Source organism: Pararhizobium sp. PWRC1-1 (assembly GCF_049897905.1).
In the GTDB taxonomy this organism is placed as follows: domain Bacteria; phylum Pseudomonadota; class Alphaproteobacteria; order Rhizobiales; family Rhizobiaceae; genus Pararhizobium.
Map to the genome: position 1 here is coordinate 82,114 of NZ_JAFCXE010000008.1, position 19,555 is coordinate 101,668.

The 19,555-nt window shown below is 57.5% G+C and carries 16 protein-coding genes and 1 pseudogene; 11 read left to right on the forward strand and 6 right to left on the reverse strand.

The features are described 5' to 3' along the window. Positions 1-11: 11 nt before the first annotated feature. Complete coding sequence (locus tag ACP7E0_RS14370; RefSeq protein WP_426125713.1) at positions 12-836, reverse strand: pyruvate, water dikinase regulatory protein; 825 nt, start codon at positions 834-836, stop codon at positions 12-14. A gap of 404 nt (positions 837-1,240) precedes the next feature. Between ACP7E0_RS14370 and hemE the strand changes: the two genes are divergently transcribed. The 8 genes from hemE (at position 1,241) to ACP7E0_RS14410 (ending at position 10,094) form a co-directional block, all read left to right on the forward strand. Continuing rightward, entirely contained in the window at positions 1,241-2,275 is a 1,035-nt protein-coding gene (gene hemE / locus ACP7E0_RS14375; RefSeq protein ID WP_426125714.1) for a uroporphyrinogen decarboxylase, read from the forward strand. After that, on the forward strand, positions 2,272-2,811 hold the full coding sequence (gene hemJ / locus ACP7E0_RS14380; RefSeq protein WP_426125715.1) for a protoporphyrinogen oxidase HemJ: 540 nt from the start codon (positions 2,272-2,274) through the stop codon (positions 2,809-2,811). The genes hemE and hemJ overlap by 4 nt, the downstream gene beginning before the upstream one ends. 195 nt (positions 2,812-3,006) lie before the next feature. Continuing rightward, complete coding sequence (gene rho, locus ACP7E0_RS14385; protein ID WP_112408863.1) at positions 3,007-4,272, forward strand: transcription termination factor Rho; 1,266 nt, start codon at positions 3,007-3,009, stop codon at positions 4,270-4,272. A 151-nt stretch (positions 4,273-4,423) separates the two neighbouring features. Continuing rightward, positions 4,424-5,743, forward strand: coding sequence for a tRNA uridine-5-carboxymethylaminomethyl(34) synthesis GTPase MnmE (gene mnmE / locus ACP7E0_RS14390; RefSeq protein WP_426125860.1), 1,320 nt, complete (start codon positions 4,424-4,426; stop codon positions 5,741-5,743). A 90-nt stretch (positions 5,744-5,833) separates the two neighbouring features. Beyond that, positions 5,834-7,717, forward strand: coding sequence for a tRNA uridine-5-carboxymethylaminomethyl(34) synthesis enzyme MnmG (mnmG, locus tag ACP7E0_RS14395; protein WP_426125716.1), 1,884 nt, complete (start codon positions 5,834-5,836; stop codon positions 7,715-7,717). Continuing rightward, on the forward strand, positions 7,714-8,352 hold the full coding sequence (gene rsmG / locus ACP7E0_RS14400; protein WP_426125717.1) for a 16S rRNA (guanine(527)-N(7))-methyltransferase RsmG: 639 nt from the start codon (positions 7,714-7,716) through the stop codon (positions 8,350-8,352). The genes mnmG and rsmG overlap by 4 nt, the downstream gene beginning before the upstream one ends. 14 nt (positions 8,353-8,366) lie before the next feature. After that, on the forward strand, positions 8,367-9,161 hold the full coding sequence (locus ACP7E0_RS14405; RefSeq protein ID WP_426125718.1) for a ParA family protein: 795 nt from the start codon (positions 8,367-8,369) through the stop codon (positions 9,159-9,161). Positions 9,162-9,206: 45 nt separating this feature from the next. Further along, entirely contained in the window at positions 9,207-10,094 is an 888-nt protein-coding gene (locus ACP7E0_RS14410) for a ParB/RepB/Spo0J family partition protein (RefSeq protein WP_426125719.1), read from the forward strand. Between the two features lie 57 nt (positions 10,095-10,151). Here the strand turns inward: ACP7E0_RS14410 and holA are convergent, their stop codons facing one another. Genes holA through leuS form a run of 3 tightly spaced genes read right to left on the reverse strand, consistent with a single transcriptional unit; the run spans position 10,152 to position 14,362 of the window. Next, a complete protein-coding gene (gene holA / locus ACP7E0_RS14415; protein WP_426125720.1) occupies positions 10,152-11,186 on the reverse strand; it encodes a DNA polymerase III subunit delta in 1,035 nt (344 codons plus the stop codon). Positions 11,187-11,211: 25 nt separating this feature from the next. Next, positions 11,212-11,745, reverse strand: a complete 534-nt coding sequence (lptE, locus tag ACP7E0_RS14420; protein ID WP_426125721.1) for an LPS assembly lipoprotein LptE — start codon at positions 11,743-11,745, stop codon at positions 11,212-11,214. Continuing rightward, positions 11,732-14,362, reverse strand: a complete 2,631-nt coding sequence (gene leuS / locus ACP7E0_RS14425) for a leucine--tRNA ligase (RefSeq protein ID WP_426125722.1) — start codon at positions 14,360-14,362, stop codon at positions 11,732-11,734. Before leuS ends, lptE begins: the two co-directional genes overlap by 14 nt. A 214-nt stretch (positions 14,363-14,576) precedes the next feature. Here leuS and ACP7E0_RS14430 point away from each other — a divergent pair, with 214 nt between their 5' ends. Beyond that, entirely contained in the window at positions 14,577-15,236 is a 660-nt protein-coding gene (locus tag ACP7E0_RS14430; RefSeq protein WP_426125723.1) for a YggS family pyridoxal phosphate-dependent enzyme, read from the forward strand. A 115-nt stretch (positions 15,237-15,351) separates the two neighbouring features. Beyond that, positions 15,352-17,249: pseudogene (locus ACP7E0_RS14435) on the forward strand (propionyl-CoA synthetase). Between the two features lie 31 nt (positions 17,250-17,280). On the opposite strand, the gene ACP7E0_RS14440 reads toward ACP7E0_RS14435, so the two are convergent. Then, positions 17,281-18,147 carry a LysR substrate-binding domain-containing protein gene (locus tag ACP7E0_RS14440; RefSeq protein ID WP_426125724.1) on the reverse strand — a complete coding sequence of 289 codons (867 nt, stop codon included), beginning with the start codon at positions 18,145-18,147 and terminating at the stop codon, positions 17,281-17,283. Positions 18,148-18,285: 138 nt separating this feature from the next. On the opposite strand from ACP7E0_RS14440, the gene ACP7E0_RS14445 reads away from it, so the two are divergent. Then, positions 18,286-18,672 (forward strand): ectoine synthase, encoded by a 387-nt coding sequence (locus ACP7E0_RS14445; RefSeq protein ID WP_426125725.1) that lies wholly within the window; start codon positions 18,286-18,288, stop codon positions 18,670-18,672. A gap of 76 nt (positions 18,673-18,748) precedes the next feature. Here the strand turns inward: ACP7E0_RS14445 and ACP7E0_RS14450 are convergent, their stop codons facing one another. After that, entirely contained in the window at positions 18,749-19,450 is a 702-nt protein-coding gene (locus tag ACP7E0_RS14450) for a DUF1013 domain-containing protein (RefSeq protein WP_426125727.1), read from the reverse strand. Positions 19,451-19,555: the final 105 nt, after the last annotated feature.

Sequence of the window (19,555 nt, forward strand, 5' to 3'; positions counted from 1 at the left end):
CCGGATTCGCCTTAACGCAGCCGGGGCCGGAGGGCAACGATGGCAGCTGCGGTTTCCTCGATCGAGCGGCGCGTCACGTCGATCATCGGCCAGTTGTTGCGCGCACAAATCGACCGCGCATATTTCAGCTCCTCGGCGATCGAGGCGCGGTCGACATAATCCTCGGCATGATAACTATGGTTCGCTGTACCCAAAACGCGGTTCTGGCGAACCTGCGAAATCCGGTCCGCCGTGGCGATCAAACCGACCACCAGCGGCTTTGTCGCCTCCATCAACCGGTCCGGCAGGGAGACGCCCGGCACGATCGGGATATTGGCTGTCTTGATGCCGCGATTGGCGAGATAGATGCTAGTCGGGGTTTTCGATGTCCGGCTGATACCGATCAGAACGACATCCGCATCGTTGAAATCCGCCGGCAATTGGCCGTCGTCGTGATCCATGGTGAAATTCAGCGCGTCGATGCGCGCGAAATAATCAGCGTCCATCACATGCTGCGCGCCCGAGCGCCGGCGCGATGTAGCGCCGAGATAGGACTGGAAGAGATCGATGATCGGTTCCAGAACGGAGACGCAGGGTAGTCCCATATCTTTGCAAGTTACATTGATCATATCGGCAAGCTCGCGATCGACGATCGTGTAGAGCACGATCCCCGGCGCGCCATCGACCGCTTCCATAACTTGCATCAGCTGCTTGCGGTTCCGGATCAGCGGATAGACGTGCTCAAGCGCATGTGCCGACTGGAATTGCGACGCTGCAGCCCTGCCCGCAGCGATCAGCGTTTCGCCGGTCGAATCGGAGATCAGATGCAGGTGGAAATAGTTTTTCTGGTTCTCCACGCTATTCTCCGAGGGCTGTTGATAAACCGGGACAGCAACAGCTAAGGACCGGCGAGTTTCAAAGGCAAGGGGAAAACCTGCGAGTTATGCACAATCTGGATTCCGGGGAATGGGATTCCGCTGGCATGTGGAGAAGACTCATCGAGTTGCGAAGCGTCAACTTTATCCACAAGCTGTCCACATGGCTGCACCCCTTCGAGCATTGAGCGAAGCTGATGACTCTTCATGGTTTTTTGAAATCGTCCCCGCTCCTATCTGTCGCATGGCAAAATCGGCCAAGAGATTCTATTGAACGGACCAGCATGTGGAAAAGAGTCGGATGGCATTTAATCCTCGATAGTCACAGACTCTAAGAAATAGAATCCTTAGATATAGATATCTTTTATAGTGGGAGAACGTGTCCGGTGACTGCGCAAAGCCGTAAGGTGCTACAGGTGTTGAAGGGTGAAACGCTGTCACCTCCCCCAATCTGGCTGATGCGGCAGGCAGGTCGTTATCTTCCCGAATACCGGAAGACCCGAGCCAAGGCCGGTAGCTTTCTCGATCTCTGTTATTCGCCCGACATGGCTGTGGAAGTGACCCTACAGCCAATCCGGCGATATGGGTTTGATGCAGCCATCCTGTTCTCCGATATCCTCGTTATTCCTGATGCCCTGAAGCGCAATGTCCGCTTTGAAGAAGGGCATGGACCAAGGATGGATCCGATTGACGTTTCGGAGATAGCCACGCTCGACGTTCGTCCCGTATCAGCCCATCTGCAGCCGGTCATGGAAACGGTTCGACGTTTGCGCCGGGAACTGCCGGAAGAAACGACGCTGCTTGGTTTCTGCGGTGCACCCTGGACGGTCGCCACCTACATGATTGCCGGGCACGGAACGCCCGACCAGGCGCCGGCACGGCTTTTTGCCTACCAGCACCCAGAAGCGTTCGATCGGCTGCTGGCGGTGCTTGCTGAGCTCTCTGCGGACTATCTGGTCGAGCAGATCGACGCCGGTGCAGACGCCGTACAGATCTTCGATTCCTGGGCGGGTGTTTTGGGCGAAGAGGAATTCCGCCGCTACGCCGTCAATCCGGTGCGCCGGATCATCGACAGCGTTCGAGCCCGCCGGCCGGACGCGAAAATCATCGCCTTTGCCAAGGGCGCCGGAATTCTCCTGAAGGATTACCGCCGGGCAACGGGTGCCGATGCGATCGGTCTTGACTGGTCGGTGCCCTTGTCCTTTGCCGTTGAGCTCCAGAAGGATGGTCCGGTCCAGGGCAATCTCGATCCGATGCGCGTCGTGGCGGGCGGAAAGTCGCTGGATGATGGCATCGACGCAATCCTGCAGAAGCTCGGAAATGGCCCGCTGATCTTCAACTTAGGCCACGGCATTACACCACAGGCCAATCCCGACCATGTTTCGCAACTGGTTGCCCGTGTTCGCGGGACGCGCCAATGACCGAGCGCCAGACGGATATCCAGCCGGGGAAAAAAGCGCGTACCCGCGCCTTCATCGCGATCGGCCTGTTCGTCGCGCTGCTTGCCGGGCTGTTCGTCTGGCAGCCAGACAATCTCTATCTTTGGATCAAGGCGCTACACATCATTGCGGTGATGTCCTGGATGGCCGCCCTGCTCTACATGCCGCGATTGTTCATCTACCACACCGACGCAGCACCCGGCTCCGAGCAGTCGGAAACCTTCAAGATGATGGAGCAGCGGCTTTTGAAGGTGATCATGAACCCGGCGATGATGATCACCTGGGTGCTTGGCCTCTATCTCGCCTGGAGCGTCTACGGTTTTCAGGGCGGTTGGCTGCATGCCAAGCTCTTGCTTGTCGTTCTTCTGACCGGCGTCCACATCATGTTCAGCCGTGCTGTCAGAGCTTTTGCGCGGGATGAAAACACCCGCAGCGCCCGTTATTGGCGGCTGATGAACGAAGCCCCGACGCTCTTGATGATCCTCATCGTCATCGTGGCGGTGGTGAAACCTTTTTGAGCTATCGAGCTTTGAAGAAGGAAACTTTCGGTAATTTCCGTTGCCCCCTTGCGGTGCAACGAGTGAGTCGCTATTTTCCCGCCATCTCCTCTTTCGTGGCATGTGTAAACGTTACGAGCCTGCCCCTTCCGCTGCAGCTCCCCTTACATCAAGCACGCCGACTTTCCTTTCCGATTTCCAAGTGTGGTCCCCTTCATGGCTGAAATGAAGCTACAAGAACTGAAAAACAAATCCGCTACCGATCTTCTGGCATTTGCCGAATCGGTGGAGGTCGAAAACGCCAGTGTCATGCGCAAGCAGGAACTGATGTTTGCGATCCTGAAAATGCTGGCGAGCCAGGACGTCGAAATTATCGGCGAAGGCGTCGTCGAAGTGCTGCAGGACGGATTCGGCTTCCTGCGTTCGGCGAATGCCAACTACCTGCCAGGCCCGGACGATATCTACATCTCGCCTTCGCAGATCCGCCGTTTCTCGCTGAAGACCGGCGATACGGTCGAAGGACCCATCCGTGGTCCGAAGGAGGGTGAGCGGTATTTCGCGCTTCTCAAGGTCAACACGATCAATTTCGAAGATCCCGAAAAGATCCGTCACAAGGTCCATTTCGACAATCTGACGCCTCTTTATCCAAACGAGCGCTTCAAGATGGAACTCGAGGTTCCGACCTCCAAGGACCTGTCCGCTCGCGTCATCGACTTGATCGCGCCGCTCGGCAAGGGCCAGCGTGGCCTGATCGTTGCACCGCCGCGTACCGGTAAGACTGTACTTCTGCAGAACATCGCCCATTCGATTACCGCCAACCACCCGGAATGCTACCTGATCGTTCTTCTGATCGACGAGCGGCCGGAAGAAGTCACCGACATGCAGCGTTCGGTGAAGGGCGAAGTTGTTTCATCGACCTTCGACGAGCCGGCAACGCGCCACGTTCAGGTTGCTGAGATGGTCATTGAGAAGGCCAAGCGCCTGGTCGAACATGGCCGTGATGTCGTCATTCTGCTCGATTCGATCACTCGCCTCGGCCGCGCTTACAACACGGTTGTTCCGTCATCGGGCAAGGTCTTGACCGGTGGTGTCGACGCCAACGCCCTGCAGCGCCCGAAGCGCTTCTTCGGTGCCGCGCGTAACATCGAGGAAGGTGGCTCGCTGACAATCATTGCAACGGCCTTGATCGATACCGGCAGCCGCATGGACGAAGTCATCTTCGAAGAGTTCAAGGGTACCGGTAACTCGGAAATCGTGCTCGACCGCAAGGTCGCCGACAAGCGCATCTTCCCGTCGATGGACATCCTCAAGTCGGGTACCCGTAAGGAAGACCTGCTGGTGCCGCGTCAGGATCTGCAGAAAATCTTCGTTCTGCGCCGTATCCTCGCCCCAATGGGAACGACCGATGCAATCGAGTTCCTGATCGACAAGCTGAAGCAGACCAAGACCAACGGCGATTTCTTCGATTCGATGAACACCTGATCTGCGGTCATATTTTGCACGAAGCCCAGGTTTATCCTGGGCTTTTGTGTTTCTGCTGCAAATTGCATAGCCGGATTCCTTCCCCGGATTCCAAGTTGATAGACGGATATCGGCAACCAAGGACCCTCGCGTGAACCAGCCGCACCAGGCCATGTCTGATACGATCTATGCCCTGTCATCCGGCGCCTTGCCGGCGGGGGTTGCGGTTATTCGCGTTAGTGGCCCTCGCACGACGGAGGTTTTGACAAGCTTATGCGGTTCCTTGCCGTCACCTCGCCACGCGGTCCTGCGATCGATTCGCAATCGAAACGGTGATGTGCTCGACCAGGGACTTGTTATCTATTTCGGAGCTCCTGCGTCGTTCACGGGCGAAGACTGCGCCGAACTGCAGGTGCACGGCGGCCGGGCCGTGGTGAATGCCGTTCTTGCGGAACTTGAAGTGTTGCCGGGACTGAGACATGCCGAGGCAGGCGAGTTCTCCCGTCGCGCCTTTCATAATGGCAAACTCGACCTCGTCGAAATCGAGGGGCTTGCCGATTTGATTGCTGCTGAAACGGAAATGCAGCGGCGGTTAGCGCAAGAACATTCCAGCGGCAATCTCTCGGCAATCTACGAGGGTTGGGCTCGCAGGCTGACCCATGCGAGGGCGATGATCGAAGCGGAACTGGACTTTGCCGACGAAGATGACGTCCCAGGCTCCGTCGCAGACAAGATCTGGGCGGATATACGGCAGTTGAAGTCCGAAATCTCATCGCATCTGGACGGAGCCGGCATTGCAGAGATTGTCCGGGATGGCTTGAAGATTGTTATCGCCGGCGAACCGAATGCCGGAAAGTCCAGCCTGCTCAACCACCTGGCGCGCCGTGATGTTGCAATCGTCACCGACATTGCCGGAACCACGCGAGACATCCTATCGGTTGATTTATCCTTAGCCGGATTCCGTGTTCAGTTGTTTGATACAGCGGGCTTGCGGGAGACCGATGACAAGGTTGAACAGGAAGGCATTCGTCGTGCCTATCTGACGATCGATCAGGCCGATGTTGTCCTGCTGTTGGCAGATACACCTGAAGGCTTTTTGGCTTTGGACAAGGGCCAACGGACAAAGCCGGTTATCCGGATCGGCACCAAGATTGATCGGGCCCCTGTTTTATGGGATAAGGCCAGTGCCGACGTGTTGATCTCAACGGAAACGGGCGCAGGAATCGACCGGCTTCTGGAGGTTCTTACAGATCACTTACCCGACCTGTCTGGCCAAAACTCGCTGTCTTTACCAACCCGGAAACGGCACGTGAGTTGCCTGAAACAAACCCTCTCCGCGATCGAGATGAGTTTGGTACAATCAAATCGCGGACTTGATATTCAGGCGGAATATTTGCGGCAGGCGGGTGACGCTCTTGGACGAATTACCGGGCGCGTTGACGTTGAGGACCTGCTTGGAGTGATCTTTTCGGAATTCTGCATCGGCAAATGAGATGCAATCGCGTACAACGTTGGCGAGTCTTGACGGATGTTTCACGTGAAACGATTCGTCTCTATAATACCGTGATGGAGACGGTTTAACATGTTCGATTATGATGTCATTGTCATTGGCGGTGGCCATGCCGGTTGCGAGGCGGCCAGCGCTTCGGCGCGAATGGGTGCAAAAACTGCCCTCGTAACGCATAAGCGTGACACCATTGGTGTGATGTCCTGCAATCCCGCTATTGGTGGTCTGGGAAAGGGCCATCTCGTTCGCGAGATTGATGCGATGGATGGCCTCATGGGCCGTACTGCTGACGCAGCTGGAATACAGTTTCGGCTGCTCAATCGCCGGAAAGGTCCCGCTGTGCGCGGACCGCGCACTCAGGCGGATCGAAAACTCTATCGTCAAGCAATGCAATCCGAAATCAAGGCAATCGAAAATCTCGACGTTATCGAAGGGGATGCATTTGATTTGCAGTTGAATGACGGGCAAGTCGGTGGGATTATCCTGGCAGACGGACGTTCTATCTCTTGTGGCGCTGCGGTGCTGACCACAGGAACCTTCCTGCGTGGCCTCATCCACATCGGCGCTCGTAAAATCCCGGCCGGTCGGGTGGGTGAAAATCCATCACTCGGGTTGTCCGCCACGCTCGAGCGGTTTGGCTTGCGCCTGGGACGACTGAAGACCGGTACGCCCGCTCGTCTGGATGGTAAGACTGTCGATTGGCAATCCGTCGGCCGTCAAGGAGCCGACGAAGAACCGGTTCCTTTCTCCTTCATGACTGAAAATATCGTGAACCGGCAGATAGAATGCGGTGTGACACGGACCACGGATGCGACACATAAAATCATTTCCGATAATCTGATGAAATCCGCGATGTATTCCGGACAGATCGAAGGCGTTGGTCCGAGATACTGCCCGTCTATCGAAGACAAGATTGTCAAATTCGGCGAACGCGATGGTCATCAGATTTTCCTGGAGCCAGAGGGACTTGTTGACGACACCGTCTATCCGAATGGGATTTCGACATCGCTGCCGGAAGATGTGCAGCAGGCGTTCATCCGAACAATTCCGGGGCTGGAGAACGTATCCATTATTCAACCGGGTTACGCCATCGAGTATGATCATGTCGATCCGCGCGAACTGTCGCTATCCCTAGAAGTCCGCAAGATTCCTGGGTTGTTCCTTGCTGGACAGATCAATGGCACGACCGGTTATGAGGAAGCTGGCGCGCAGGGTTTGGTAGCAGGTTTGAATGCTGCCCTTCTCTGTGCCGGTAACACACCGCATGTGTTTAGTCGCACCAACTCCTATATCGGTGTTATGATCGACGACCTCACCTCGCGCGGAGTGGCCGAGCCATACAGGATGTTCACATCGCGTGCCGAATACCGCTTGTCCCTACGGGCTGATAATGCCGATGTCCGGCTTACGCCAGAAGCGATGTCGTTGGGCTGCGTCTCGGCTGATCGTACCGTGAGGTTTAACAAATGGGTCGAGGATATTGAAAGCAACAGGCAGTTATTGAAGTCGTTGACTGTTACGCCGAACGAGGGGCGCAGCCATGGGCTGAAGCTTAATCTGGACGGCCAACGCCGTTCAGCGTTCGAACTCCTCTCCTATGCCGATCATTCTATTCAATCACTGAGCGCGGTCTGGCCAGAGTTGTCGGCGATCGGTAGCAAGCTAGCAGAAGCCCTCGAAATAGATGCGACCTACGCAGTCTATATGGATCGCCAGGCATCGGACATTGCCAGTGTTCGCAGCGAGGAAAGCCGCGTGATTCCGGATGACTTCGATTTCCAGTCGCTATCAGGCCTGTCGAACGAATTGAAGCAGAAGCTCCGAGCGGCGAAACCACGCAATCTGGCGCAAGCCATGAAGGTTGACGGGATAACTCCTTCGGCGATATCACTGATCCTGGCGCATATGCGCAAGGGGAACTACACCCAAACAGAGCATCTCAAACAGGCGATTCAATGATTGCGAGTCCTTCCCGTGAGCTAAACGGATTGCGTGTTTCACGTGAAACGTCGGAGAGGCTCGAACACTTTGCCAGCCTGTTTCAAAAATGGGCGAAGTCGATCAACCTCGTGGCACCCTCGACGCTGTCCGATTTGTGGCAGCGCCACATCGCCGACAGCGCGCAGATCTTTCAGCTGTCACCGGGACCGAAACGATGGGTCGATCTCGGCAGTGGTGGCGGCTTCCCCGGCATCATCACTGCCATATTTCTGGCAGAACTGGTAGATGGATGGGTGCACCTAGTTGAAAGCAACAATAAGAAGGCTGCATTCCTTCGTGTTGCGCTGAATGAAACCGGCGCCCGCGGCTCTGTGCACCCGATTCGGATTGAAGACGCGGTCACCGCCATCCCGCAATGCGACGTAATTTCGGCTCGAGCGCTCGCAGACCTGACCCAACTTCTCGATTACTGTGGCCCTTGGATGACTGCCGGCAACAAACCACGGGCGTTTTTCCACAAAGGCCGGGATTATCAGCAGGAAGTCGACAAAGCCGTTAGTCGCTTTCAGTTTGATCTGGTAAAACATGCAAGCGTCGTCGAGCCGGACTCTGTGGTTCTCGAAATCGCAAATCTTTCGCGGAAAATTCAATAACGGCGGAATGCGGCATGATAGGCGAGAAGAACAGAATTATCACCATTGCCAATCAGAAGGGCGGCGTAGGGAAAACCACGACGGCCATCAATCTTGCAACCGCTTTGGCGGCCATCGGCGAAAAAGTGCTGATTGTCGATCTGGACCCGCAGGGTAATGCCAGCACCGGTCTCGGTATTCAGCGGCGCGACCGAAAACTGTCCTCGTATGAACTGATGATCGGTTCGCACAATATTGCTGATATTGTTCAGAACACAGTCGTTCCCAATCTCTCCATTGTGCCATCGACCATGGATCTTCTTGGTGTTGAGATGGAGATTTCGACGGCCAGCGACCGGGTATTCCGACTGCGCAAGGCGCTCTCCTCACCCGAGGCGCTCGCATATTCCTACGTGCTCGTTGATTGCCCACCGTCCTTCAATCTCCTGACGATGAACGCTATGGCGGCCGCGCATTCGGTTCTCGTTCCTCTGCAATGCGAATTTTTTGCGTTGGAAGGGTTGAGCCAGTTGCTGGAGACCGTCGATCAGGTGCGCCGAACGGTCAATCCGACACTGGATATCCAGGGTATCGTGCTGACCATGTTTGATTCCCGCAACAACTTGGCACAACAGGTCGTCAACGACGTCCGTACCCATCTTGGTGAGAAGGTCTATCATACATTGATCCCCCGCAATGTGCGGGTTTCCGAGGCTCCCTCCTATGGAAAGCCGGCGATCCTCTATGATCTCAAATGCGCTGGTAGCCAAGCCTACCTTCAGCTGGCATCCGAAGTGATCCAGCGTGAACGGCTGCGGAAGGCGGCCTGAGCAGCAATCGATTCGACATCGTAACGATTAGTGTGAGTACTGACGATGAATGACGACAATTCGAGAAGAAGACTTGGCCGTGGCCTTGCGGCGTTGATCGGCGAGATGGACCAGCCTTTGCAGGCGAGTAATCCTGTTGCGCCCGTCAATGCTGATCGGCGCATTCCGATCGAATTTGTCGCCCGCAATCCGCGCAATCCGCGGCGGACCTTTGATGAAGCTGAGTTGCAGGACCTGGCAAGCTCCATCCGTCAGCACGGCATTGTGCAGCCAGTCGTCGTTCGCACCATCGCTGAGGAGCGTTATGAAATTATCGCCGGTGAGCGCCGCTGGCGCGCGGCCCAACTTGCCGGGTTTACCGATATTCCGGTCATTGTCCGCGACGTAGACGACCGTACGGCCTTGGAAATCGCGATCGTTGAAAACGTTCAGCGATCCGACCTTAATCCGCTTGAAGAAGCGCTGGGGTACGATCAGCTGATCGCTGAACACGGTTATACGCAGAACGATCTCGGCGAGATTATCGGTAAAAGCCGCAGCCATGTGGCCAATAGCTTGCGACTGCTGAAGCTGCCGGAACCGGTCCGTGACATGTTATCGTCAGGCACCTTGTCGGCCGGTCACGCCCGCGCGCTCATTCCGACGTCCGATCCGGTGATGCTCGCCCGCTCAATCATTGCCAAGGGCCTTTCCGTGCGCGATACTGAGCGGTTGGCCCAGAACGATATTCGTGCCCAGAACGATCCGACCTATGGCAAGCCCTCCCCCAAGGAGGAAAAGGACGCCGATACGCTGGCGCTCGAGCGCACGCTGTCCGACAGCCTCGGATTGGACGTTACGGTCAATCACAAGGCCTCCGGCGGACAGTTGCGGATTTCCTACAAGACGCTTGATCAGCTCGAAGAAATCTGCCGGTTGCTCGAGCGGCGATAATTCCGATTCGGAAACGAAACAAATAACGAATATATAATAATATCAGTTAGATAAACTCTATCTGCGTGCTGATTGCAGTGTGATCGCCAGCAATGTCTGCATGGCGATACTGTCTTCTAGGCTCTGCCTGGTGCGGCTCTGCAGAATGGCGGTCTGCAGACGACCGAGTTCTCGTCTGATTGCCGGAAGCGTCCAAGTCTTCAAGGCGGCCTCGATCAAAGGCTTGCGGCGGAAGTGCAGATGGCGGCCGAGTGTGGCCACGACCTGGGTGGGTTGCTGCCGCTTGTCATCCATCTCCGCCCGCATCAGATCGAGCAGCTGAAACTGCTTCAGACAAGCCTGAAGCACCAGAAAGATAGCGGTCTTTGACGCGACTATCTTGCGGATGGCGTGCTGGAGGCCGTCGGCATCACCCTTGAGAACGGCATCGATTGCGTCGTCGACCGACACCGCGCTGGCGTCGCCGACGATTTCCAGCACATGGTCTTCTTCGATGGAGCCCGTGCCACGGCAATAGAGCGCCAGTTTGCGGATCTCGTTGCGCGAGGCGATCCGGTCGCCGCCAAGAGCTTCATTGAGCCGCTCTCGCGCGGCCGGGGATATGCGCAGGCCTTCCAGACAAAGCTCTTGGTCGATGAGTGCATTGAGTGCCCGGGCGTCATCGCTGTAGCAGGCGATCGATATCACCGACCGGCTGGTTTCACCGATCTTGCGGATGCCTGTTCCCTTTTTAAGATCGCCAGCCTCGATGATGACATAGCTGCCATCCGGAGGCTGCTTTGATAGCACGGTGAGGCTATCGACGAGTGTCTTCTCCGTGCCAGATGCGCGAATCCAGACGAGTTTTTCGCCACCAAAAAGGCCGATCGTATTGACTTCATCCAACAGGCGTCCGGGACTCTGCTGAAGGTCCGAGCCGTCAAGCCGGATCAATGAAAACGGATCATCGAGAGCGACGCCGCTTTTGCCGGCAATCTGCCCGGCGCGTTCGGAAACCAGTCCGCGGTCAGGGCCGTAGATTAGATAGATACGATTGTCCCGCAGTGGGCGCTGCAGGAATTGCTCGAATTCGTGCGATTTGATCTCGGTCATACCGCCACCTCATGCCGGAAAGATTTCAGCGGCCGAGCGCTGCTGCAAGATCGGCGCGGATGATCTCGGCCAGTTCCTTGGCTGCCCGCTTTTCGCCATCGCGTCTGGCGCGAACCTTGGAAAACTCCTGACCCGGAAAGTCTACCAGCGATACGGCGCTGCGATTGCCGGAGCGAACGGTTTCGCCGGTATCGGTGCGCGTCAGATTATAGTCAGCCATGACGACGACACGGGCGGCACTGGCGGTGTCGGTATTATCGTCCGTGGTATTCTGATTGTAGAGGACACCCTGGATATCACTGGTGACGTTCAGAGCCAGCTTGTATTGCGGGTTGGCTGGCTCACCGGCGCCACCTGATGTCAGGAAGATCAATGCATTGCGCACTTCCTGTTCAACGCGGTCATCGGCTTCGGAAATCTCGATCGAGGCAAGCGCCTTGGCAGGCTTGCCCTGTGGCCCGTCCGAATAGAGTGGCTTGACTTGGCAGCCGGCGAGAACCGCGAGCGTGCCGAAAGCCAGAAGCTGCGCGTATCTTTGAGCTTTTTCAGACAACGACATTCACGATCCTCTGCGGCACGACGATGATTTTTTTCGGGCTTTGTCCGTTCAATGCAGTCTTGACCGGCTCGAGCGCCAGAACGGCGTTCTCGATTGCAGTCTGATCCGCATCGCGCGCAATTGTCAAATCAGCGCGCTTCTTGCCGTTGATCTGGACCGGCATTGTCACTTCGTTTTCGGCCACCAGCGCTTCGCTGTAGGCTGGCCAAGCTGTCTGGGCGACCAGGCCTGTTCCGCCGATTTCCTGCCAGCATTGCTCGGCCAGATGCGGCATCATCGGTGCCACAAGGCTGATCAGGATCGAGACCGCATCCTTGACGGCTGCGGTCGTCGCGTGATCTGCCGTTCGTGCCGCAACCTGCGTCATTGGGTTGGCAAGGGCATTGACCAGCTCATAGAGCCGCGCCACGGCCTTGTTGAAGGCGAGCTTGTCGTAGTCTGCCTGAACAGCCTTCAGCGTCTTGTGGGTCAGTTGCGAGATCGCAAGACCAAGTCCCGAGGAGGCCGGCTGGGCTTCAACAGCCTTCAGCGCGTCGGATGCTTCGGAGATCAGCCGCCACAGGCGCTGGACGAAGCGATGGGCACCTTCGACGCCGGCTTCCGACCAGATTACATCGCGATCGGGCGGGGAGTCGGAGAGAACAAAGAAGCGCGCGGTATCGGCGCCGTAGGAGGCGATGATATCGTCGGGATCGACAACGTTCTTCTTCGACTTCGACATCTTCTCGATCGAGCCGATGGTAATCGGTTCGCCGGTTTCGATGAGGCTTGCCTGCCGAACACCATCATTTTCGACGATGATGATTTCGGCCGGTGTCACCCATTCGCGCTGGGCACCCTGCCCGCGGCTATAGGTCTCGTGCACCACCATACCCTGCGTGAACAGGCCCTTGAAGGGCTCGTCGAGGCCGGCATGACCGGTGGCCTTCATTGCCCGGGTAAAGAAGCGCGAATAGAGCAGATGCAGGATCGCGTGCTCGATGCCGCCAATATACTGGTCGACGGGCAGCCAGTGATCGACAGCAGTCGGGTTGGTCGGCTTCTTCTCCCAAGGGGCGGTAAAACGGGCGAAATACCAGGACGAGTCGACGAATGTATCCATCGTGTCGGTCTCACGACGCGCGTCCTTGCCACATTGCGGGCAGGATACGTGACGCCAGGTTGGATGGCGGTCGAGCGGATTGCCCGGCTTGTCGAACGTCACGTCATCGGGCAGCTTGACCGGCAGATCGGCCTTCGGCACGGGAATGACGCCGCAATCGTCGCAATGGATGACCGGGATTGGGCAGCCCCAGTAGCGCTGGCGGGAAATACCCCAGTCGCGCAGGCGGAAATTGACCTTGCGCTCGGCCTGCGGTGCATTGCCAAGCGAGGCCTGCTCCAGCGTCGATGCCACCTTTTCAAAGGCTTCTTCGATGGTCAGGCCATCGAGGTCGCGCGAATTGATCATTACGCCGTCGCCGACATAGGCCTCATTGCCAATGGTGAAGCTCTCCGCATCGCCGTCTTTCGGCATCACCACGGCAACGACCGGCAGGTCGTACTTGCGGGCGAAATCGAGGTCGCGCTGGTCGCCCGAAGGGCAGCCGAAGATCGCACCGGTGCCATAGTCCATCAAAACGAAATTGGCGACGTAGACAGGCAGTTCCCAGCTTGGATCAAGCGGGTGCTTGACGCGGATGCCGGTGTCTATGCCCTTCTTCTCGGCTGTTTCCAGCGCGGCCAGCGACGTGCCGGCGCGGCGGGTTTCCTCGCAGAAGGTTTCAATTTCAGGATTACCTGCAGCCGCTTGGCGTGCCAACGGGTGATCGGCGGCAATCGCCAGGAAGGAGGCCCCAAACAGCGTATCCGGGCGGGTCGTATAGACAGCGACTTCGGTCGCGTCCGTTGCTCCAGCGCCTGGGACGATTTCCCAGCGGATCGTCAGGCCTTCGGATCGGCCGATCCAGTTTTTCTGCATCAGCCGGACCTTTTCCGGCCACTGATCCAGCGTATCGAGTGAATCGAGCAGTTCCTGGTTGAAATCGGTGATGCGGAAGAACCACTGCGTCAGCTCACGCTGTTCGACCAGCGCGCCCGACCGCCAGCCGCGTCCGTCGATCACCTGTTCATTGGCCAGAACCGTGTTGTCGACAGGATCCCAGTTCACCTTCGACTGCTTGCGGTAGACCAGACCCTTTTCCAGGAAGTCCACGAACAGGTGCTGCTGATGCTGGTAATATTCGACATCGCAGGTGGCGAACTCGCGCGACCAATCGAGCGACAGGCCCATGACTTTCAGCTGCGCCTTCATAGAGGCAATGTTCTGGTAGGTCCAGGCGGCCGGGTGCACGCCGCGCTCCATGGCGGCATTTTCTGCCGGCATGCCGAAAGCATCCCAACCCATCGGATGCAGCACGTTGTAGCCGCGTGCGCGCTTGTAGCGCGCGACAACATCGCCCATGGCGTAGTTGCGTACATGGCCCATATGGATCCGGCCCGACGGATAAGGGAACATCTCCAGCACGTAATATTTTTCGCGCGGGTCGTCGTTATCGGTGGTGAAGACGTTTTTCTGGTCCCATTCCTGTTGCCAGCGGGGTTCAGAATCGCGCGGATTGTAACGTTCGGTAGCCATATGATCGATGTTCCGGAAAATTGGGCGAGGGGAAATCAGTCCCCTGGATATTTGGCGTGACCTTCACCATGAAACAAGCGTAGCGTCAAGTTTTGGAAGGCTTTGAGGCGAAACTTTGAGGCATTTGATCAGTATCCGGCGATTACGGCTTGGCAGTCTCGTTCGGTTTGACTATTGCGCCACTTAAGGCCGGAAAGCGATGGAGACGATGGCGATGAGCGTGGAAGAACAGTTGGACGATGTCCTGAGCCGGATTCGCGATGCGGAAGATGCCGCCAATCGCCCCTCTGGCGCTGCCTCACTTGTCGCGGTCTCCAAGACCTTCGATGCCGATGCGATCCGTCCTGCGATTGCGACGGGGCAGCGGATTTTCGGCGAAAACCGCGTACAGGAAGCGCAGGGCAAGTGGCCGGAGCTGAAAGCAGAAACCGCTGATATCGAGCTTCATCTGATCGGCCCGCTGCAATCCAACAAGGCGGCGGATGCCGTGTCCTTGTTCGATGTCATTGAGACCGTCGATCGGGAAAAGATCGCCCGCGCCATTGCCGCGGAAATCACCCGGCAGGGCAAGCCCGTTCGGCTTTATGTCCAGGTCAATACCGGGCTTGAGCCGCAAAAGGCGGGCATTGCCCCAAATGATACCGTGGCCTTCGTCACGCTGTGCCGTGAGATGATCGGCATTCCGGTGGAGGGACTGATGTGCATCCCGCCGGCGGACGAAAATCCCGGCCCGCATTTTGCGCTGCTTGCCAAGCTTGCCGAACGCTGCGGTCTGAAAAAGCTCTCCATGGGCATGTCCGGCGATTTCGATCTTGCCGTGCAGTTCGGCGCCACCAGCGTGCGTGTCGGCTCCGCGATCTTCGGAACGCGCTAACTGCCGGGCCGTCCACAGGCTCTAACGCTTTCGTCTGGCTTCTCCCCGCTCGACCAATCTCCTATGGTCCCTTCTGGAGGCCGGTTCGTCCGGTATGGCAGCAGAGGAGACGGCAATGGCGAGCAGCTATTCCGACGTTTACGGCGCGTGGAAACAGGATCCCGATGCCTTCTGGGCCAAAGCCGCTCGGGAGATTGACTGGTTCCGGCCGTTTGATCAGGTTTTCGATCCAGCCCAAGGCGTTTACGGGCGCTGGTTTCCAGGCGGCGAAACCAATACCTGTTTCAATTGTCTGGATCGGCAGGTTGCTGCGGGGCTCGGCGAGCAGAATGCCTTGATTTACGACAGCCCGGTGACCGGCACTGTCGAGCATTGGACCTACAACGCCATCCTCGATGAGGTCGTGGCGCTGGCGTCGGTCTATCGTGATCTGGGCATCGGCAAGGGCGACCGGATCATCATCTATATGCCGATGATGCCGCATGCGGTGTTTGCCATGCTGGCCGCCGCCCGCATCGGCGCCGTTCACTCCGTCGTCTTCGGTGGTTTCGCGGCGAGCGAACTGGCAACACGTATCACCGACTGCGAGGCAAAACTGGTCGTCTCGGCCAGTTGCGGTATAGAAGGCGGCCGAATCATTGCCTACAAACCGTTGCTCGATACGGCCATCGAGATCAGTCAGCACAAGCCGGCTCATTGCCTCGTTTTTCAACGGGATGCACTCAAAGCAGACCTGCAGGCCGATCGGGACATGGATTTCGACTTTGCCGTTACATCCGCCAAGCATAAAGGCGTCGAGGTTGCCTGCACCCCGGTCCTAGCCACCGATCCGCTTTATATTCTCTATACGTCGGGAACTACCGGCCAGCCGAAAGGCGTTGTGCGCGACAATGGTGGCCATATGGTTGCGCTCAAATGGTCGATGCAGCATTTCTTCGGCATCAAGCCGGGTGAAGTCTTCTGGGCAGCGTCGGATATCGGTTGGGTCGTTGGTCACTGCTACATCGTCTATGGGCCTCTGCTGAATGGCTCGACGGCAATCCTCTATGAGGGAAAACCCGTGGGCACGCCGGATGCCGGTGCCTACTGGCGTGTGATCGAGCAGCATGGGGTGACCGCGCTGTTCACCGCGCCGACAGCTTTTCGCGCCATCCGCAAGGAGGATCCGCAGGGCGAACTGATTCGACGCTACGATCTGTCGAAATTCAGGGCTTTGTTCCTGGCAGGAGAGCGCGCCGATCCGGATACAGTCGCCTGGGCGGAAGCGAAACTCGGTGTTCCTGTTATCGACAATTGGTGGCAGACGGAGACGGGTTGGCCGGTGGCTGGAAATCCGATTGGCCTCGGCTTGCTGCCGGTGAAATATGGCTCCGCGGCGGTGCCCTTGCCGGGATATGACGTACAGGTGCTGGATGATGCCGGCCATCCCGTCGCATCCGGAACGCTCGGCAATGTCGTTCTCAAGCTTCCGATGCCGCCTGGTTGCTTGCCCACATTCTGGAATGCGGATCAGCGGTTTCGCGAGACCTGCCTTGACGAGTTTCCGGGTTATTATCGCACTGCGGACGCCGGTTATATCGATGACGACGGCTACATTTTCATCATGTCGCGCACCGATGACATAATCAACGTCGCCGGCCACCGCCTGTCGACCGGTGCCATGGAAGAAATCATGCCGACGTAGCGGAATGCGCGGTTATAGGTATCGCCGATCCAATCAAGGGGCAGATACCCGCCGGCTTCCTCGTCATCAATGCCAATGTTTCCCGTGAAACAGCGGAAATCGAAAGAGAAGTCGTCGGTCTGGTTCGTGAGCGCATCGGCCCGGTCGCTGCATTCAAGACGGCAATCTGCGTCAAGCGGTTGCCCAAGACGCGATCAGGCAAGATTTTGCGTGGAACGATGCAGAAGATCGCTGATCGTGAAGACTGGAAGATGCCGGCAACGATCGATGATCCGGCTGTGCTTGACGAAATTACTGCGGCGCTGCATGCGAGAGGCATCGGTCTATAGCAGCGAGAACCAGTGTTTAGCCGGAGTCATCCTAGCGACGCGTGATGGCTGAAAACCAGTCGCGGAATGTGAGTGCAGGTGCACTCGCCGGTTTGGCCGTGACGAGGAAGTAGCCTTCGTCAACGAGCGTTTCGATATCGGACAGTATGACCAAGTCGCCGCTGTCAATCTCGCGGCGAAAAACCTCGGTCGGACAGAGCGCGATCCCATGTCCGGCAATCACCGCGGTGGCCAGAAGGTTGAAATCCTGGAAAATCGGTCCACGCAATGGACCGGCTGGCCGCAGACCTGCTTTCCTGCACCAGTTCAGCCAGCGCTCCGGTGTCTCGTCATGCAGCAGATCGGCGCCGGCAATTTCCTGCGCCGCCTGCGGTCTGCCTCTGCGCTCGAGATAGCGGGGGCTGGCAACGGGGCGATTGGCACGGGAAAACAGCCTTGTGCATTCCCTCCCCTCCCCCATTTCCTCACCAAGCGTGATCAGCACGTCGCAATCTGCGTCACGAAAACGTTGCTCCGTGATGGCATAGACGACGCGGACGTTAAGGTCCGGATTGGCGCTCAGAAAGTCCGGGAGAGCTGGAATCAGCCACCGTGTCGCGATCGAGGCGATGCAGGCAACGGTGAGCTCCCCGTTCGCCTTCATGCGGAAGGCGCGGGCTTCGGCTTCGATGCGCATTAACGACACTGAAAGCGTCTGTGCCAGCGCTGACGCGTCGGGCACCAGGCGCACGCTGCGCTTTTCCCGCACAAACAGCGGCCGCCCAAACCAGTTTTCCAGCAGCCGGATTTGATGGCTGACCGCCGCATGCGTGACATGCAGTTCGTCGGCCGCGCGTGAAAAGCTGTTGAGGCGGGCGGCGGCTTCAAACACGCGCAATGCACTGAGTGATGGCAGCATATGTAAGTTTTCCTCATCAAAACGGTGAGAAAGCATCATTTGCAGGGAGAGAAAAGAAAGCAATACAAGCGATCAGAAGTGAAATCGAGCTGTTGTTCGATTTTAAGGTCAAATTTACCTTGTAGAAGGGCGCTGCCGATGTTCGTCCGCAATCTGAAGCAAGTCGAGGATACCAGCCATTTCGTCGAATGGGGAAGTGGTACCAGCCACCGCCTGCTGACCGAGCGCGACGGAATGGGGTTCACGGTCTGCCACACCGTTGTGCGTGCGAACACGACCTCGCTGCTGGAATACCGGAATCATCTTGAAGCTTGTTACTGCATCGCCGGCACGGGAGAGGTCGAGGACATGGCCGGCAATGTCTTTCCGATTGCGCCCGGCGACATCTATGTGCTCGATAAAAACGACAAACACTATCTGCGCGGCGGCCGAGATGAAGATATGATCCTCGTCAGCATCTTCAACCCGCCGCTCAAGGGCACGGAGCGGCACCGGCTGGATGGAAGCGAGGGATCGGCCTACTGATCTCTGGTTGGCAGGGCGGGCAAAAAGACCCGGATCAGCCGATCCGGGTTTTGTCGTCGGAAACGATGTGTTCCAATCAGAAGGCGTTGTCTTCGTCTTCGTCCTTGCGGTCGGACTTGAGGGCCTTGAGCTTGGAGAAGACGGCGTCGGCGTCGATTTCTTTTTCTTCTTCGCGCTCGTAGGAGAAAGGCAGCTTTTCCGTTTCCTTCGAGGCTTCCAGCGTCGCGCCAAGCTCGGCTGCTGTTGGCAGTGGACGGCCTTTATTGGCGCGTTCGACTTCAAGGTCGAGGTCGATCTGCGTGCACAGGCCGAGCGTGACTGGGTCCATGGCCGTCAGGTTGGTCGAATTCCAGTGGGTGCGCTCGCGGATCTGCTCGATCGTCGACTTGGTGGTGCCAACGAGACGCGAGATCTGGGCATCCTTGAGTTCGGCATGATTGCGGACCAGCCACAGAATGGCGTTCGGGCGGTCCTGGCGCTTGGAAACCGGGGTATAGCGCGGGCCCTTGCGCTTGTTGTCCGGCACGCGAACCTTCGGTTCGGAAATCTTCAGCTTGTGGTTCGGATTGCCTTCGGCGCGGGCGATCTCGTCGCGCGACAGCTGGCCAGTGGCGATCGGGTCGAGGCCCTTGATGCCCTGCGCGGATTCGCCGTCGGCGATTGCCTTGACTTCCAGCGGGTGCAGCTTGCAGAACGTGGCGATCTGTTCGAACGACAGGGCAGTGTTGTCAACAAGCCATACGGCCGTCGCTTTGGGCATAAGCAGTTGTTGAGCCATGGATATAGTCCTTCTGTCCGTCCGCGCCGGTGTCGCGGGCCGTGGAGTGTAACCACTTAATTTCCGGGAAATTAGCGCCTCTATACCCTCGTCCTCTCAGAAATG

Bases quoted from the DNA above. Each gene is read 5' to 3' on its own strand.
- ACP7E0_RS14450 (WP_426125727.1), bottom strand. From the start codon at position 19,450: ATGGCTCAACAACTGCTTATGCCCAAAGCGACGGCCGTATGGCTTGTT.
- leuS (WP_426125722.1), bottom strand. From the start codon at position 14,362: ATGGCTACCGAACGTTACAATCCGCGCGATTCTGAACCCCGCTGGCAA.
- mnmG (WP_426125716.1), top strand. From the start codon at position 5,834: ATGTTCGATTATGATGTCATTGTCATTGGCGGTGGCCATGCCGGTTGC.
- ACP7E0_RS14440 (WP_426125724.1), bottom strand. From the start codon at position 18,147: ATGCTGCCATCACTCAGTGCATTGCGCGTGTTTGAAGCCGCCGCCCGC.
- mnmE (WP_426125860.1), top strand. From the start codon at position 4,424: ATGTCTGATACGATCTATGCCCTGTCATCCGGCGCCTTGCCGGCGGGG.
- ACP7E0_RS14430 (WP_426125723.1), top strand. From the start codon at position 14,577: ATGAGCGTGGAAGAACAGTTGGACGATGTCCTGAGCCGGATTCGCGAT.
- ACP7E0_RS14445 (WP_426125725.1), top strand. From the start codon at position 18,286: ATGTTCGTCCGCAATCTGAAGCAAGTCGAGGATACCAGCCATTTCGTC.
- rho (WP_112408863.1), top strand. From the start codon at position 3,007: ATGGCTGAAATGAAGCTACAAGAACTGAAAAACAAATCCGCTACCGAT.
- ACP7E0_RS14405 (WP_426125718.1), top strand. From the start codon at position 8,367: ATGATAGGCGAGAAGAACAGAATTATCACCATTGCCAATCAGAAGGGC.
- rsmG (WP_426125717.1), top strand. From the start codon at position 7,714: ATGATTGCGAGTCCTTCCCGTGAGCTAAACGGATTGCGTGTTTCACGT.
- ACP7E0_RS14410 (WP_426125719.1), top strand. From the start codon at position 9,207: ATGAATGACGACAATTCGAGAAGAAGACTTGGCCGTGGCCTTGCGGCG.
- hemJ (WP_426125715.1), top strand. From the start codon at position 2,272: ATGACCGAGCGCCAGACGGATATCCAGCCGGGGAAAAAAGCGCGTACC.
- lptE (WP_426125721.1), bottom strand. From the start codon at position 11,745: ATGTCGTTGTCTGAAAAAGCTCAAAGATACGCGCAGCTTCTGGCTTTC.
- holA (WP_426125720.1), bottom strand. From the start codon at position 11,186: ATGACCGAGATCAAATCGCACGAATTCGAGCAATTCCTGCAGCGCCCA.